The organism is Alistipes sp. An54, assembly GCF_002159375.1.
Classification (GTDB): domain Bacteria; phylum Bacteroidota; class Bacteroidia; order Bacteroidales; family Rikenellaceae; genus Alistipes; species Alistipes megaguti.
Window position 1 is genome coordinate 163,435 of the sequence record NZ_NFIA01000005.1, and the last position, 15,080, is coordinate 178,514.

General features: G+C 60.8%; 14 protein-coding genes. 7 read left to right on the plus strand and 7 right to left on the minus strand.

What is annotated here, in order from left to right; genetic code table 11:
• Nucleotides 1–76: 76 nt before the first annotated feature.
• Nucleotides 77–973, minus strand: coding sequence for a site-specific tyrosine recombinase XerD (gene xerD / locus B5G09_RS06685; RefSeq protein ID WP_087404564.1), 897 nt, complete (start codon nt 971–973; stop codon nt 77–79).
• A 68-nt stretch (nt 974–1,041) separates the two neighbouring features.
• On the opposite strand from xerD, the gene prmA reads away from it, so the two are divergent.
• From prmA to B5G09_RS06700, 3 genes are read left to right on the plus strand one after another with little or no spacing between them, the layout of a single operon-like run.
• Nucleotides 1,042–1,872 carry a 50S ribosomal protein L11 methyltransferase gene (gene prmA, locus B5G09_RS06690; RefSeq protein ID WP_087404565.1) on the plus strand — a complete coding sequence of 277 codons (831 nt, stop codon included), beginning with the start codon at nt 1,042–1,044 and terminating at the stop codon, nt 1,870–1,872.
• Nucleotides 1,873–1,885: 13 nt separating this feature from the next.
• Nucleotides 1,886–2,611, plus strand: coding sequence for a DNA repair protein RecO C-terminal domain-containing protein (locus B5G09_RS06695; RefSeq protein ID WP_087404566.1), 726 nt, complete (start codon nt 1,886–1,888; stop codon nt 2,609–2,611).
• 45 nt (nt 2,612–2,656) lie between these two features.
• A complete protein-coding gene (locus B5G09_RS06700) occupies nt 2,657–3,070 on the plus strand; it encodes a hypothetical protein (protein WP_241147594.1) in 414 nt (137 codons plus the stop codon).
• A gap of 63 nt (nt 3,071–3,133) precedes the next feature.
• Here B5G09_RS06700 and B5G09_RS06705 read toward each other — a convergent pair whose 3' ends face one another.
• From B5G09_RS06705 to tgt, 5 genes are all read right to left on the minus strand, one after another.
• On the minus strand, nt 3,134–5,251 hold the full coding sequence (locus B5G09_RS06705; RefSeq protein WP_343285478.1) for a YgiQ family radical SAM protein: 2,118 nt from the start codon (nt 5,249–5,251) through the stop codon (nt 3,134–3,136).
• 69 nt (nt 5,252–5,320) lie between these two features.
• Nucleotides 5,321–6,529 carry an RluA family pseudouridine synthase gene (locus B5G09_RS06710; RefSeq protein ID WP_241147595.1) on the minus strand — a complete coding sequence of 403 codons (1,209 nt, stop codon included), beginning with the start codon at nt 6,527–6,529 and terminating at the stop codon, nt 5,321–5,323.
• Nucleotides 6,530–6,690: 161 nt separating this feature from the next.
• On the minus strand, nt 6,691–7,659 hold the full coding sequence (locus tag B5G09_RS06715; RefSeq protein WP_087404567.1) for a PASTA domain-containing protein: 969 nt from the start codon (nt 7,657–7,659) through the stop codon (nt 6,691–6,693).
• A gap of 13 nt (nt 7,660–7,672) precedes the next feature.
• A complete protein-coding gene (locus B5G09_RS06720; RefSeq protein ID WP_087404568.1) occupies nt 7,673–8,776 on the minus strand; it encodes an LptF/LptG family permease in 1,104 nt (367 codons plus the stop codon).
• A gap of 3 nt (nt 8,777–8,779) precedes the next feature.
• The gene (gene tgt, locus B5G09_RS06725; RefSeq protein ID WP_087311101.1) at nt 8,780–9,910 is read right to left on the minus strand and encodes a tRNA guanosine(34) transglycosylase Tgt; all 1,131 of its coding nucleotides are present in this window, start codon (nt 9,908–9,910) and stop codon (nt 8,780–8,782) included.
• Between the two features lie 59 nt (nt 9,911–9,969).
• Between tgt and B5G09_RS06730 the strand changes: the two genes are divergently transcribed.
• The 3 genes from B5G09_RS06730 to rsmG all read left to right on the plus strand — a co-directional run bounded on the left by B5G09_RS06730 (nt 9,970) and on the right by rsmG (nt 12,422).
• Nucleotides 9,970–11,124: a glycosyltransferase gene (locus B5G09_RS06730; RefSeq protein ID WP_087404569.1), complete on the plus strand. Its 1,155-nt coding sequence runs from the start codon at nt 9,970–9,972 to the stop codon at nt 11,122–11,124.
• Nucleotides 11,115–11,678, plus strand: coding sequence for an RNA polymerase sigma factor (locus B5G09_RS06735; RefSeq protein ID WP_087311103.1), 564 nt, complete (start codon nt 11,115–11,117; stop codon nt 11,676–11,678). Before B5G09_RS06730 ends, B5G09_RS06735 begins: the two co-directional genes overlap by 10 nt.
• 120 nt (nt 11,679–11,798) lie before the next feature.
• Nucleotides 11,799–12,422: a 16S rRNA (guanine(527)-N(7))-methyltransferase RsmG gene (gene rsmG, locus B5G09_RS06740; protein ID WP_241147602.1), complete on the plus strand. Its 624-nt coding sequence runs from the start codon at nt 11,799–11,801 to the stop codon at nt 12,420–12,422.
• 548 nt (nt 12,423–12,970) lie between these two features.
• On the opposite strand, the gene rlmN is transcribed toward rsmG, so the two are convergent.
• A complete protein-coding gene (rlmN, locus tag B5G09_RS06750) occupies nt 12,971–14,002 on the minus strand; it encodes a 23S rRNA (adenine(2503)-C(2))-methyltransferase RlmN (RefSeq protein ID WP_087404572.1) in 1,032 nt (343 codons plus the stop codon).
• Between the two features lie 253 nt (nt 14,003–14,255).
• On the opposite strand from rlmN, the gene B5G09_RS06755 reads away from it, so the two are divergent.
• Nucleotides 14,256–14,942: an energy transducer TonB gene (locus B5G09_RS06755; RefSeq protein WP_087404573.1), complete on the plus strand. Its 687-nt coding sequence runs from the start codon at nt 14,256–14,258 to the stop codon at nt 14,940–14,942.
• The last annotated feature ends 138 nt before the right edge of the window (nt 14,943–15,080 follow it).

The following is a 15,080-nucleotide window of genomic DNA, read 5'->3' on the forward strand; positions in this document are numbered from 1 at the left end:
CGGCTCTTTCGGCCCTACCTTTCGCCCCCCCCCTCCTTTCCGCCTGTTTTTTCCGTCGTCTCTTGTTTTCTTCCATTCAGACGGGCAGATGCTCCTCGACGGTACGTCGCAGATGGCTGTTGTCGAGGTGGGTGTAGATTTCGGTGGTGAGGATGCTTTCGTGACCGAGCATCTCCTGCACCTGGCGGATCGAGGCTCCTCCCTCGAGCAGATGGGTGGCAAAGGAGTGGCGGAAGGTGTGGGGGCTGATGTGCTTGTGAATGCCGGCTCTTTGGGCGGCCTCCTTGAGGATGGTGAAGACCATCACGCGGGTAAGTTTACCGCCGCGGTTGTTCAGGAAGAGGATGTCTTCGTTCGAACGGGCTCCGGGACGCTTGTCGAGGTAGCGGTGAATGCGTTCGCGTGCCACGGCGCTGATGGGAACGATCCGTTGTTTGTCGCCCTTTCCGATGACGCGGATGTACCCTTCGCCGAAGAAGAGGTCCTGAATCCGGAGCGAGGTGAGCTCCGAGACACGCAGTCCGCACGAGTAGAGCACTTCGAGCATGGCTTGGTCGCGCAGCCCCTTGACCGTCGAGGTGTCGACCGTGGCGATGATGCGGTCGATTTCGTCGGTGGAGAGGACGTCGGGGAGCTGTCGTCCGAACTTGGGGCTTTGTACGAATTCGGCGGGCGAAGCATCGATCTGATCGTTGATCATCAGGAAGTTGAAGAAGCTCCTGACGCTGCTCAGCGCGCGGGCCTGGGAGCTTTTTTCGCGGCCCCGGTCGTAGAGCCAGGCCATGTAACGCTCGACCATCGCGGCCTCGACCTTTCGGGGCGGGACGTCCCACATCCGGAGGATGAAGTGCGCGAACTGTCTCAGGTCACGCATGTAGGCCTCGACGGAGTTTGCCGAGAGTCGTTTTTCGAGCTTGATGTAGGTGGCGTACCGCCGGCCGGCATCGGCCCATTTTTTTGTATTTTCTGCCATGATGGTGGAGCTATCCGGGGAAATAATCGTAACTTTGTCCGTACGAAGATAGGAAAATTTTACATAATATGGAGTACGTATCGTTGCAGATTCCGGTGACGGAGGCCGAACAGGGGGAGATCCTGACGGCGGAGCTGGCCGACTATCCGTTCGAGAGTTTCGAGACCGAGGGTGGTCTGCTGAAGGCCTATATTCCTCAGGAGCGGCTTGCCGACTGCAAGTCGGAGGTTGATTCCCTGCTGGAGCGTTACGGGGTGCATGGGCGTTACATCGCCATCGAGCCCCAGAACTGGAACGCCCTCTGGGAGCGGAACTTTCCGGCCACGGATGTCGAGGGTCGGCTGCGGATCCGGGCACCGTTCCACGAGGCGGCCCCGGCCGGGGAGCTGGAGGTGGTTGTGATGCCGAAGATGTCGTTCGGCACGGGTCACCATGCCACGACATGGCTCATGTCGCGGGCGATTCTCGACCTGGGGGTAGCTGGGCGCAGCGGGCTGGACATGGGCAGCGGCACGGGGGTGCTGTCGATCGTTGCGGTGAAGTGCGGCGCCACGCACATGGACGCCGTGGACATCGACGACTGGGCCGACGCCAACTGCCGGGAGAATATCGTCGCGAACGACGTCGAAGATCGTATCACGCCGATGCTGGGCGACGTGCGGCGGATCGCCGGCCGCCGCTACGATTTCATTTTGGCCAACATCAACCGCAACATCCTGCTTTCGGACATGCCCTCCTATGCGGCGACGCTCAACGAAGGAGGCGATCTGTTGATGAGCGGCTTCCTCGAGGCGGATGTTCCCTCGATCGTGGCGGCGGCCTCCGAACTGGACATGGAGCCCGTTTCGACGGCCATGCGCGACGGTTGGATGATGGTCCACGTACGGCGGACGAAGTGACGCAGACGCTGCGGTGAGAAGCTACAAGGGGCGCGGCATCGTGCTGCATACGCTCAAATACGGCGATTCGTCGCTGGTGGCCTACCTGCTGACCGACGTTGGGGGACGCCGCAGCTATATGGTCCAGGGGGTCCGCAGCCGCCGGGGCCACGGTTCGAAACTGGCTCTTTTCCAGCCGATGTTTCCGGTGGAGTTCGAGGGGCTGGAGTCATCGCGCCAGCAGATGGACCGCTTCAAGGAGGTTCGGGCGGGATTTGCGTTGCAGAGCCTGCCGTTCGACGTACGCAAGTCGACCATGGCGCTCTTCATGGCCGAGACGCTCTACCGGCTGGTCCGCGAGAGTGAGCCCAACGAGCCGCTGTTCGATTTCGTGTGGAACTCGGCGCTGGCGCTGGATGCCCTGGAGAGCGGGGTTTCGAACTTTCACCTGTGGTTTCTGGCCAATCTGAGCCGGCTGTTGGGTTTCCGGCCGGGCAACGACTATCGGCCGGGGTGGTGGTTCGACATCCGGGAGGGGCTTTATACCCCGACGCCGCCGCTCCACCCCGGATCGATGGATCCGGCCCGTGCGGCGTTGCTGGACCGGCTGCTGGGCCTCGACGTGCGCGAACTGGGGTCGCTCGGACTGAACCGTGCGCAGCGTTCGGAGTTTCTGAATGCGATGCTGACCTATTTCGGTTACCATCTCGATGCGATCAGTTCGGTTCGTTCGGTGCACATACTGCGGGAGGTGTTTTGACGTTTGATTGACAGAAGGGATAACAGTAAAATAATAGCAGATCGTATGAAAAAGCGTATCATCGTAATGTTGGCCGCGATTGCGGCATGTGGGGGGAGCGTTGAGGCCCAGCAGCCGGAGCCGCTGCTGCTGGAACCGGAGTCGAAAGTGGTGTTCAAACCGGATACGTTGCTTCGCCATACGAATCCGGGCTTTACGCTTCCGGATTCGCTGGCCCACCTGTCACCGTGGCGGCCGGACTACGAGACAATGGGACCGATGCGTACGAAGCCGAAGATTTCGATGTCGTCGATCGTGGAGATCCAGCGGGAGAATCTGCCGTCGCGGGTGACGGTGATTGACAACAACACGCTGCGTCTGGGTCCGCACTTTACGGTTTCGAACGGTCAGGCGTGGAACTGGAGCCCCTTTCCGGATGCCTACCTCGATGCCCGGACGCTCTCGTTCCCGATGCGTTGATCTCCGGATATGGATGAATCCTCCCGGAACAAAAAAGGCCGATCCCGAAAGGACCGGCTTTTTTCATCTTTTCTTCAGCGCGGGTCTCTTCAGCGCGGGTCTCTTCAGCGCGGGTCTCTTCAGCGCGGGTCTCTTTAACGCGGAGCCTTTTTCCTGCGCTGCCCCTTTTCCGCGCGCCGCCCCTTTCCCCGACCGGTTCCGGGCCTCTTCCGGTTCCGTGAGACGCTTTCCTGCCCGGGCCCCTGCCGGGCTTGTGTCATGCTTTTCCGACCGGTTCCGGGCCTCTTCCGGTTCCGTGAGACGCTTTCCTGCCCGGGCCCCTGCCGGGCTTGTGTCATGCTTTTCCGGCCGGTTCCGGGCCTCTTCCGGTTCCGTGAGACGCTTCCCCGACCCGGGATGAAGCGGCAGCCCCTTTGAACGGGCTCCTTCCTCTACCCTCTTTCCGAATCCTCCTTGCCGGACGCTGCCGGACGCCTCGGCCGTGCGGCTGAAAAAGTAACTCTTCTGCCGGCGCTTCTCCTCCTGCGAGCGGGCCACGTAGACCGCCTCGTGCGTATAGGGGTTCTCTCCGGTGTAGGACATCACCGACGAGAGGGTCATCGGCGTGGGTGTGAGGTCCTGCACCTGCTCCAGATTGAAGTGCAGGCGCCCCAGCACCTTTTCGGCCAGCGCCTTCATGTCCTGCTCCGTACACCCCGGGTGCGAGGAGATGAAGTAGGGAATCAACTGGTAGGGCAGTTTCTCCTCGCGGCAGATGCGGTGGAAATCCGTATTGAGCTTTTCGAAGAGGGTGAACGGCGGTTTTCGCATCAGCCGCAGCACGCGTTCTTCGGTGTGTTCCGGGGCGACCTTCAGCCGGCCGGAGGTGTGGTGGACGAGCACCGTGCGCAGATAGGGCGAGTCGTCGAAGAGGTCGTAGCGTATGCCGCTTCCGATGAAGGCCTTCTTGATCCCCTTCACGGCGCGGATTTTGGCGTAGAGATCGAGCAGCGGCCGGTGGTTGTTGTCGAGGTTGGGACACTTCGCCGGATGGAGACACGAGGCCCTCCGGCAGCGGGCGCAGAGTGTCCGGTCGCGGCCGCCCATGCGGTACATGTTGGCCGAGGGGGCCCCGACGTCGGAGAGATAGCCCTTGAATCCGGGCATTTTCACGACGCGTTCGACCTCGGCGAGGATCGAGCGCTCGCTGCGCGAGTGGACGAACTTGCCCTGATGGGCCGAGATGGTGCAGAAGGAGCATCCGCCGAAACATCCGCGGTGGATATTGACCGAGAACTTGATCATCTCCCAGGCGGGGATCTCTCCGCGGCCGTTGTAGCGCGGATGGGGGGCTCGCTCGTAGGGGAGGTCGAACGAATGGTCGAGCTCCTCGGTCGAGAGGGCGGCGTTCGGCGGCGTCACGACGACATAGCGGTCACCGACCTGTTCGACGAGCGTTGCTTCGGGCTCCATCAGGTTGCTCTGGGTCTCGATGACGGTGAAGTTTTCGCCGAAGGCGCGCTTGTCGGCGGCACACTCCTCGAAGGAGTGGAGACGGATCGTCCGCTCGGGATCGAGCCGCGCGACGTAGCTTTCGTCGGAGAGGAAGGCCACCTGTCGGATCTTGCGCAGCAGTTTGGCGTTGTATCCGTTGCGCATGACGCGTGCGACCTGCTGGATGACGCGTTCGCCCATGCCGTAGATCAGCAGATCGGCGCCGCTCTCGACCAGCACCGAAGGCTTGAGCCGGTTGCTCCAGTAGTCGTAGTGGGTCAGCCGCCTGAGCGAAGCCTCGATGCCGCCGACAACGACCGGGACGTGCGGATAGAGGCGCTTGAGGATCTGCGAGTAGACCGTCACGGCGTAATCGGGCCGGAAACCGGCCTTTCCGCCCGGGGTGTAGGCATCGTCATGGCGCAGCCGGATGTTGGCCGTGTAGTGGTTGACCATCGAGTCCATGGCTCCGGCCGTCACGCCGAAGAACAACCTCGGCGCGCCCAGTTTGGTGAAGTCGCGCAGGTCGTCCCTCCAGTTGGGCTGGGGGACGATTGCCACGCGATAGCCTTCGGCCTCGAGCAGCCGTCCGACGACCGCCGCTCCGAAAGCCGGGTGGTCGATGTAGGCATCGCCCGAGAAGAGGATCACATCGAGCTGATCCCATCCGCGATCGCGGACCTCCTTGATGGTTGTGGGCAGAAACATCTTCTTGCGAATAGGGTTGTTCCGGAGACGCAGGTCTTCCGGATCGGTCATGTGTCTGGTTTTGTGGGTCTATTGCTCCTCCTGACCGCGGGCGCCGGCGACGTAGGTGTCCCACCGGGCCAGCAGGGCCTTGAAGTCGTCGGGGAGTTCGCTGTCGAAGAGGACCTGCTGATGGGTGGCCGGGTGCTCGAAACCCAACAGCCGGGCGTGGAGCGCATGGCGTGGCATCACGGCGAAGCAGTTTTCGATGAACTGCCTGTATTTGGCAAAGGTCGTGCCCTTGAGGATGCGGTCGCCGCCGTAACGCTCGTCGTTGAAGAGCGGATGTCCGATCCAGGCCATGTGGACGCGGATCTGATGGGTGCGTCCCGTCTCGAGCCGGCACTCCACGAGGGTGACGTATCCGTATCGGCGCAGCACCTTCCAGTGCGTCACGGCGTGCTTGCCCTGCGACCCGTCGGCGAAGACATACATCTTCTGCCGGTCCTTGGGGCTTCGGCCGATGTTTCCGGTGATGGTTCCCTCATCCTCTTCGAGGTTGCCCCAGACGAGTGCGACGTAGCGGCGCTGGATCGTATGGTCGAAGAACTGCTTGGCCAGCCGGGCATGGGTCTGTTCGTCCTTGGCGATGACGAGCAGCCCCGAGGTGTTCTTGTCGATGCGGTGGACCAGTCCGGCGCGGTTCTGCTCCTCGGCCGGGATCCCCTGGGCGTTGAGGTGGTACATCAGGGCGTTGACCAGCGTTCCGGTGTAGTTCCCCACACCGGGATGGACGACCATTCCGGCGGGTTTGTTGACGATAAGCAGATGCTCGTCCTCGTAGGGGATGTCCAACGGGATGTTCTCGGCCACGAGCTCCGTTTCGCGCCGCGGATAGGGCAGCACGATCTGAATGCGGTCGAGCGGCTTGACCTTGTAGCTCGACTTGGCCGGCTTGCCGTTCACGAGGATGTTTCCGCTGTCGGCCGCGGCCTGAATACGGTTGCGCGAGCAGTGCTCCATCCTCACGGTGAGGAACTTGTCCAGCCGCATCGGGGTCTGCCCCTTGTCGGCCGTCACGGCGAAGTGCTCATAGAGCCCGGCCTCCTCTTCGCCCTCATCGCCGGATTCGTCGATATCGGACAGTTCGTCGTCGGCTGCGGCCTCTTTTCCGTTCGAGGTCCGGGCCTTTGCACCCTCTTCACCCTCCGACTCGAGCCTCTCTTTGACCGTCCGCTCCGCAGAACGGGCCTCCGCCGACGTTTCCGTTGTCCCGCCCGCGGACATCTCTGCGGACATCTCCGCGGACGTCTCCGTCCCCATTTCCGCCCTCGTCTCCGCCCTCGTCTCTGCCCCCATTTCTGCTCTCGTCTCTGTCCTCGTCTTTGTCCCCGTCTCTGCCCCCGTCTCTGCCCCCGTCGGCTTCGACGGCGAAGTGTTATTCAGCAAATCGCGCTTCATCAGTCGAAAAAGCCTTCGTTATCGTCGTTTTCCCGGGTGCGGTCCGCCTCCCGGGGGCCTTCCAGCGTCTCATCCAGCGAGATCCGGGCCAGCGAATCGGCCTCCAGCTGTTCCTCGGCCTTGCGGGCTTCGGCCGCCTGAGCGGCCAGTTTTTCGGCCTCGGAGCGGTACTTCCCGAGTTTCTCCATGTCGAGCGTGAGCCGCAGATCGATGCGCGAACCCAGCGAGGCGCTGTGCTCCGCCCCGGGGATCTGGATGTAGACGCGGGCCTCCTTCTGATTGAGCAGATTGATCCCTTCGTCGAAGTCGATGCGACCGACGTTGAGGCCCGATTCCCAGAGGCGCCCCTTGGCCTGGGCGAGGGGCTGCCCCACGACCTGCGGGACGATCGTCGAGGAGGCGTCCTCCTCGAGACCGACGTAGAGCGTCACGCCGGAGCCCATTTCGGCCTCGATGCGGGAGTTCTGCTGGACGGGCTTGCCGTCACACACCTCCTCGAGGACATAGTTCGTGGCGATGTCCGGGCGGTATACGATTTCGGCGATCTCCAGACCGGCGATTTCGAGCATGTTCTTGGCCTGCCGGAGCGAACGCCCGGCGACATAGGGTACGGGGACCATCTTCTGGCGGAAGGAGTTGATCGTGATGTAGACCGTCCGTCCGGGTTTTACCTCGACGCCGCCCTCGGGGAGTTGGTCGAGGATGATTCCGCCCTCGTATGCCGGGACGAAGAGCGAGTCGTTGATCTGGAGTTTGAGGTCGTGCTTGCGGGCCAGATGGCGGGCCTCGTCGAGCGGTATGCCGGAGAAGTCGGGGACCGTGCGCCGGGCTCCGTGGCGGGTTCCGATCTGCATGAGCAGATGTGCGGCGATGGCCATCGCCAGGATGATCACGACGATGAGCAGGAGGTTCCAGAGGAGTTTGTGCTCCCGGAGACGATCGATGAGGCTGGTGGATGGTTTCTGCATGGTGTTGAGGAGTCTATTTCGGTGCTTTCCGGTAGAGGTAGACGGCGATGAACAGGTAGATGATGTTGGGCAGCCAGACGGCCAGACCCGTGGGGAGCGTTCCGCTCTTGGCAAACTCCTCGAAGAATCGGTTGAAGAGGATGTACGAGAAGCAGAGTCCCGTGCCGATGCCGATGTGCAGGCCCGTTCCACCGCGGACCTTGCGCGAGGAGAGCGAGACACCGATCAGTGTGAGGATGAATGTCGAGAGCGGATAGGCGTATCGGGCGTGCTTTTCGACCTCGATGATGTTGATCGAGTCGGAACCCTTGGCACGCTGCTGTTCGAGGAAGCGGTTCAGCTCGGAGATGTTCATGGTCTGAATCAGGTCGTTGATGGCGCCCAGTTCGGCCACTTCGAGGTTGATGAGCGTGTCGAGGTTTCGGAACTGTTCGAAGGTTTCGCCGCCGTCGGCCGTAAATTCACGTTTGGTGTAGCGGGAGGCTGTCCAGCGCTTGGTTTCGGGGTCGAACCGCGCGTCGGCGGCCTCGAGCGAGCGGACCATCTCGCCGTCCTCATAGCGCTCGAGGACGAAGAACGAGGCCTGGTTGGCGTTTCCGTTGTAGCCGCGGATGTAGGCGAACGTTCCGGGTTCGATCTGCCGGTAGATGTGTCGGTCGTAGCGTGTGTTCTGTTTTTTGGGGATGTACTTCTGCTGGAAGGCGATCACGCGGCTCTGTGCCCGGGGGATGACCCAGAGGTTGAGCGTCAGCGAGAGCGAGGCGATGATCAGCGCGCCGAGGAAGTAGGGCCACATGAGCCGTCGGAAGGACATTCCGCCCGAGAGCATGGCGACGATTTCGGTCTGATAGGCCATCTTCGAGGTGAAGAAGATGCAGGCGATGAAGGTGAACAGGCCGCTGAACTGGTTGATGAAGAAGGGGACGAAGTTCAGGTAGTTCTCCAGCAGGATGGCCTTCATCGGGGCATGTGTGGCCGTGAAGTCGTCGATCTTCTCGGCGTAGTCGAAGATGACGACGATGACGATGATCATCGCGATGGCGAAGAAGTAGGTCGACAGGAACTTGCCGAGTATGTACCGGTCCAGGATCTTGAAGCCGGGGAAGCGGATTTTCATCGGTCAGAGTCTTCTTGTGAGTTTTTCGACCATTGCCTGTTTCCACGGGACGAAGTCGCCGGCCAGGATATGGCTGCGGGCCTCGCCTACGAGCCGCAGGTAGAAGGCGATGTTGTGCAGCGAGGCGATCTGTGCGGCGAGCATCTCGCCGCAGACGGCCAGATGGTGCAGATAGGCCTTCGAGTAGAGCGTGTCGACGAAGGCAAAGCCTTCGGGGTCAATCGGCGAGAAGTCGTCCTCCCACTTCTTGTTTCGGATGTTGATGACGCCCTGGGCGGTGAACAGCTGTCCGTTCCGGCCGTTTCGGGTGGGCATTACGCAGTCGAACATGTCGACGCCGCGTTCGATGGCCTCGAGGATGTTGACGGGCGTGCCGACGCCCATCAGATAGCGGGGCCGGTCCTGGGGGAGGATGGCGTTGACCACCTCGATCATCTCGTACATCACTTCGGTGGGTTCGCCGACGGCCAGACCGCCGATGGCATAACCGTCGGCATCGTATTGCTTGACGTTCTCGGCGGCATGGGCCCGCAGATCGGGGTACGAGCAGCCCTGTACGATGGGGAACAACGCCTGATAGTGGCCGTATTTGGGCGCGGTCTGGTGGTATCGGTTGAAGCATCGGTCGAGCCAGCGTTCGGTCAGGGCGAGCGAACGGGCGGCGTAGTCGCGCGGGGCGTCGCCGGGGGGGCATTCGTCGAAGGCCATCATGATGTCGGCGCCGATCGTGCGTTCGGTGTCGATGACGCTCTCCGGCGTGAAGAGGTGCTTCGAGCCGTCGATGTGCGAGCGGAAATGACACCCCTCCTCGCGCAGCTTGCGGCAGTCGGCCAGCGAGAAGACCTGGAAACCGCCGCTGTCGGTGAGCATCGGGCCGTCCCAGGTCGAGAAGCGGTGGACGCCACCGGCGCGTTCGATGATCTCCATTCCGGGTCGGAGATAGAGGTGGTATGTATTGGCCAGAATGATCTGGGCACGGGCCTCGTTCTTCACGTCGCGGTGGAAGATTCCCTTGACGGTGGCGGCCGTACCGACGGGCATGAAGATCGGCGTAAGGATCTTTCCGTGGTCGGTGACGATCTCGCCGGCGCGGGCGGCCGAGGCGGGGTCTTTGTGTTGGAGGGTAAATTTCATACGCATCTATTCGGCAAAAATACATAAAATATTCGTATCTTTGCGCATATTTTGTCAATATGCGATTCTTCGAACAAATTCTGGTCAGCTATGGCTGGGAGGGCCTTGCGCTTGCGGGATCGATCCTTCTGATGTTCGGCGTACAGCTCTACTACTATATCTTTGTCTACGGTCGCATTCCGGGCTACAAGAACAACCGTCGGGCGGCGATTCTTGACCGGGAGCCTCCGGTTTCGGTGATCATTCCGATGTTTTCGGAGGACTACACGTTTGTGGAGGAGCGTCTTCCGCTGATACTGGCGCAGGCCTATCCCGATTTCGAGGTAGTGATCGTCTACGTGGGTCACGATACGGATTTCTATGAGGATCTCATGCGGCTGAAGCAGTCCTTCCCGCAGATCACGACGACGAAGATTCATCTGGATCCTCGTTTTCCGATTTCGCGGAAGATGGCGCTCAACGTGGGCATCAAGTCGGCGCACTGTGAGCATCTGCTCTTCACTTCGACGGATGCCTGCCCGCAGACCGACCGCTGGCTGTCGCTGATGGCCAAGGGCTTCATGCGGGGCGACATCGTGGTGGGCTATTGCGGTGTCGAGCGTCGGAAGGGTTTTGCCAACTACCTGATGCGGACGTGGCGGATGATGCACGCGGCCGACTGGATCGCGCGCGCGGTGCGCAACCGGGCCTACCGGGGGACGCTTCACAACCTGGGTTTCACCAAGAGCCTCTACTTCGGGGTCAACGGCTTCGACCACCTGAACATGAACATCGGTGAGGATGATCTCTTCATGCAGCGGATCATGACGCGCGACAACGTGAGTGTGATTCTTTCGCCGCGGGCGACGCTTCGCGAGAGGACGTGGGGCGGACTGGGCTGGTGGATGAGCCAGCTGCGCTACTACGGTTCGGCCTTCCGGTTCTATCCGCGCGACGTGAAGAGTTATGTCCGTTGGGAGCCGGTGTCGCGAAGTCTCTTCTTCGTGACGGTGATCTGCGCGCTGGCGGTCATGCCGCTGGAGTATAAGCTCGGAGCACTGCTCTTTCTGCTGCTGCGCTACGGCATTGTGGTGTGGGAGGTCCGGCGGGTGGCACGTCGTCTGGGTGAAGAGGGGATCCTGGGGCGTTACTTTCTGTATGATCTGCTGAGCCCGCTGTGGGGGGCGGCGCTGGCCCTGACGCTGGTGCGTCGAGACGAACGCGTATGGAGATAGCCGACTATATCGTAGCCGACGACCGGGAGCTGGTTACGCAGGCGCTCAAGGGGGACGACACGGCCTTCGAGTACCTGTTCAACCGCTATCGGGATGCGATCCACCGCCTCTTCGTGCAGCGGCTCGGGGGGACGAACGATGCCGACGACCTGCTGCAGGAGACCTTCATCAAGGTCTATATCAACCTGCACCGTTACAGCGGTGAATTCACCTTCGGACAGTGGGTCTATACCATTGCGCGGAACACCTTCATTGATTTTGTGCGGCGGCGTCAGGATGATCTTCCGATCGACGAACGTTTTGCCGCTCCGGCCTCGAGTGCCCCGACCCCCGAGGAGAGTGTCATCAACCTGCAGCAGCGGACGCAGATCGAGCACTATCTCGAACGGCTGGCTCCGCGCTACCGGCAGTTGATTGTCATGCGCTTCTTCGACGAGTACTCCTACGAGGAGATCGCGGCCAAGCTCTCGCTGCCGCTCGGGACGGTGAAGACGCAGATCCACCGGGCCCGGGAGCAGATGTGCCGGCTGATCGCCGAAGGCGAGAATCGGTGAGGCCGTTGAACCCGCCCGGGATGCCGGACCGATGCCGGAATGCCCCCCCCCTGATAAATCAAACCCCGGACATGCCGGCTGCGGCCGGAGAAACCGAAAAACCGAAAGACGATGAACGACCTGGAAAAAATCTACGGATACTTCCCCGAACTGGATGCCGTGCAGCGTGAGCGGCTGGCGGCCCTGTATGATCTCTACGCCGACTGGAACGCGAAGATCAACGTCGTTTCGCGCAAGGATTTCGACCAGCTTTACGTGCGGCACGTGCTTCACTCGCTGGCCATCGCGAAGGTGTGCCGCTTCGACGACGGGGCGCGGATTCTCGACGTGGGATGCGGCGGGGGATTCCCCTCCATTCCGCTGGCGATCCTCTTCCCGGGGGCGCACTTCATGGCGGCGGATTCGATCCGCAAGAAGATCACGGTGGTCGAGGGGGTCTCGCGGAGTCTGGGGCTTGAGAACCTGACGCCGCGCTGCGTGCGGGTCGAGACGCTGACCGAGCGCTTCGATTACGTGGTGTCGCGGGCCGTGACGGCGATGCCGGAGTTCGTGAAGTGGGTGTGGCCGAAGCTCGAACGGGGCCGGCATGGCACGCTGCCCAACGGCATCCTCTGCCTCAAGGGGGGCGATCTGGCCGAGGAACTGGCCCGTACGGGTAAACACTGGGATCTCTACGATATCCATACGTTCTTCGACGAGGAGTTCTTCGAGACGAAAAAGGTGGTCTACACCCCGAAAAAATAGCGTCGGTTTAGCTCTCCGAAACGCTGCTGAGGTTGTTCCCTGCGGTGTTCGTGCTTTGCACCGTGGCGGGCTGCCTGATCGCCGGGGTCAATCTGTTGACCATGCACGCTTTGGCCGCAACGCTCCGCCGCCGTCCGCGGAACTGTCCCCTCCCCGCCTTTTCTCTGCTTTTTTCAACCTCTCCCTGTCTCACCCTCCCCCACTCTGTCTCTTCTCTGCCTCTCCCCGCAGAACGGGGACCGAATCCGAACAAGTCTCCTTTCGCGCTCTGAGCCCCGCTTTTTATCTTGCTGAATCACGAAAAGGAGGTATTATCGCCTTTGCTCTGATTGCCATATATGAGTTATTGATATGGGTAAATGCCTATGTAGATATGAAATACATAGTAGCGTCCAATGGAAATAACTTTTTGGCGGAGCGTATGTATATGCGTATTGGCTCATTATCCTTTGGGATGTGGCTGAACTTTGCCTTGACGATATTCCTGTTCATATGCCTTTGGCATAAAGAAGGCAAGCGATGAAAAGATCGGGTAAGCTGATTGCGTTTTAAGCGGGTTCGTTTTTCATTCGGGTGCTCAGCAGTCCGCAGGCGGCCTGAATATCCTCCCCGCGTGAGGCGCGGATGGTGGTCTGAATGCCGCGGGCGGTCAGGGCGTCGCGGAAGCGGATCATCGCTTCGGCGTCGGGCGAGAAGTAGGGCGAATCGGGAATGCGGTGGAAACGGATCAGATTGATCCGGCACTTGATGCCGTTGAGCAGCCGCGAGAGTTCGCGGATATGACGCGGCGAGTCGTTCATGCCGCTCATGACGATGTATTCGAACGAGACGCGCCGCTGGTGGGTGAAGTCGTACCGACGCAGGATTTCGACCACCCGGGTGATGGGCCAAACCTTTTCGACGGGCATGATCTCGGCTCTTTCGTCGTGAAAGGGGTTGTGCAGGCTGACGGCCAGATGGACCTTCGACTCGTTGAGGAACCGCTCGAGCTGGGGGACGACGCCGGCCGTGGAGAGGGTAATGCGGGTCGGCGACCAGGCAAACCCCCACTCTGCGGTGAGGATCTCGAGGGCCCGCAGCACGTTGTCGGCATTGTCGAGCGGTTCGCCCATACCCATGAAGACGAGATTCGAGAGTCGGTCGCGTTCGGGGAGCGAAACCACCTGGTTGAGGATCTCGGCCGCCGAGAGTGACTGCTGCAGTCCCTGTCGTCCCGTGGCACAGAAGCGGCAGCCCATGCGGCATCCGGCCTGCGACGAGACGCAGAGGGTCGCACGGTCGCCGTCGGGGATATATGCCGATTCGATGAAATGCCCCTCGAGCGTACGGAAGAGATACTTCTTGGTGCCGTCCGCCGAACGGGTTTCGCGTTCTGGCGCGGAGAGCACCGGGGTGAAGCGTTCGGCCAGCCGCTGGCGGTTGGCAGCCGAGAGGTCGGTCATCCGCAGCGGATCCTCCGTGTGGCGGACATAGAGCCAGCGGGCGATTTGCCGGGCCGCAAACCGCGGCAGACCCAGTTCGTTGCAGAGGGCGGCAAGCTCCTGTGGATTTTTCCCGTATAACGGCTCACGATCAGTCATTTTTGCATCCTGAGGTTTGGTTTTCGAGGACAAAAGTAGGTAAAAAATGAAGATTTTTATTCCGAGGCGCTCAATTTTGAATTTTTATCTCTATATTTGTGGTGCATAGCGCGCCTGTCCCGTATCGGGGTTGGGAGATTATGCGTCGGCCGGGCCGAGTGGCTGATGACGAAGCGGGGGGGAGTGCCCTCTGTCGTAAGCCCTTGAGACCGGACCACAACCCGAACACGTCGGAACAATTAAAACTTGAAATATGGAAATCAAAAAATCACCCAAAGCGGACCTGAACAACAAACGGGGCCTTTTGCTTGAGATCGGTCTCGTCGTATCACTCTTGCTCGTGATCGGGGCCTTCTCGTACACCCCCGAAGAGAAGCGTATCGAGAAAGTGGACCTGCAGGCACCTATCGTTGAAGAGCAGATCGTAGAGATCACGCGTCAGGATCAGAAACCGCCCGAGGCCCCCAGAAAGGTGGAGGTAAAGGTTATTGCCGACCTGCTTCAGGTCGTGACCAATGACACGAAGATTACCACGGAGGTCGACTTTACGGAGTTTGACGAGGATGTGGATGTCGTGCAGACGGTCGGTGTCGTCGAGGAGGAGGTTGTCGAGGAAGACCAGCCGTTCCTGATTGCCGAGACGATGCCCTCGTTCCAGGGCGGTGACCTCAATACGTTCCGTGCGTGGGTTCAGCAGAATGTGAAGTTCCCGCAGATTGCCCTGGAGAACGGTATTCAGGGACGAGTGGTTCTGTCGTTCGTGATTGAGAAGGACGGCCGTCTGACCAACATCCAGGTGCTGCAGACTCCGGACCGTTCGCTGTCGGAGGAGGCCGTCCGCGTGCTGAGCAAGTCGCCGAAGTGGACGCCGGGCAAACAGCGTAACCAGGTTGTACGTGTGAAGTATACGTTGCCGGTGGATTTCCGCGTACAGAACTGATGCGGATCTTCGGATCATTCGAATATAGGGTATCCTGCTTCGTGGAGGATACCCTTTTTGTCGCATGGAGTCAATCCGCGGGAGCGGTTTTTGCCGGCTTCGGTCGCGGGAAACATAGTTGATCAGGAAAATTTTGGA

Excerpts from the sequence above, each read along its gene's own strand:
- B5G09_RS06710 (WP_241147595.1), bottom strand. The coding sequence starts at position 6,529 with ATGTCCGCAGAGATGTCCGCGGGCGGGACAACGGAAACGTCGGCGGAG.
- rlmN (WP_087404572.1), bottom strand. The coding sequence starts at position 14,002 with ATGACTGATCGTGAGCCGTTATACGGGAAAAATCCACAGGAGCTTGCC.
- B5G09_RS06735 (WP_087311103.1), top strand. The coding sequence starts at position 11,115 with ATGGAGATAGCCGACTATATCGTAGCCGACGACCGGGAGCTGGTTACG.
- B5G09_RS06720 (WP_087404568.1), bottom strand. The coding sequence starts at position 8,776 with ATGAAAATCCGCTTCCCCGGCTTCAAGATCCTGGACCGGTACATACTC.
- tgt (WP_087311101.1), bottom strand. The coding sequence starts at position 9,910 with ATGAAATTTACCCTCCAACACAAAGACCCCGCCTCGGCCGCCCGCGCC.
- B5G09_RS06705 (WP_343285478.1), bottom strand. The coding sequence starts at position 5,251 with ATGTTTCTGCCCACAACCATCAAGGAGGTCCGCGATCGCGGATGGGAT.
- xerD (WP_087404564.1), bottom strand. The coding sequence starts at position 973 with ATGGCAGAAAATACAAAAAAATGGGCCGATGCCGGCCGGCGGTACGCC.
- B5G09_RS06730 (WP_087404569.1), top strand. The coding sequence starts at position 9,970 with ATGCGATTCTTCGAACAAATTCTGGTCAGCTATGGCTGGGAGGGCCTT.
- B5G09_RS06715 (WP_087404567.1), bottom strand. The coding sequence starts at position 7,659 with ATGCAGAAACCATCCACCAGCCTCATCGATCGTCTCCGGGAGCACAAA.
- B5G09_RS06700 (WP_241147594.1), top strand. The coding sequence starts at position 2,657 with ATGAAAAAGCGTATCATCGTAATGTTGGCCGCGATTGCGGCATGTGGG.
- B5G09_RS06755 (WP_087404573.1), top strand. The coding sequence starts at position 14,256 with ATGGAAATCAAAAAATCACCCAAAGCGGACCTGAACAACAAACGGGGC.
- prmA (WP_087404565.1), top strand. The coding sequence starts at position 1,042 with ATGGAGTACGTATCGTTGCAGATTCCGGTGACGGAGGCCGAACAGGGG.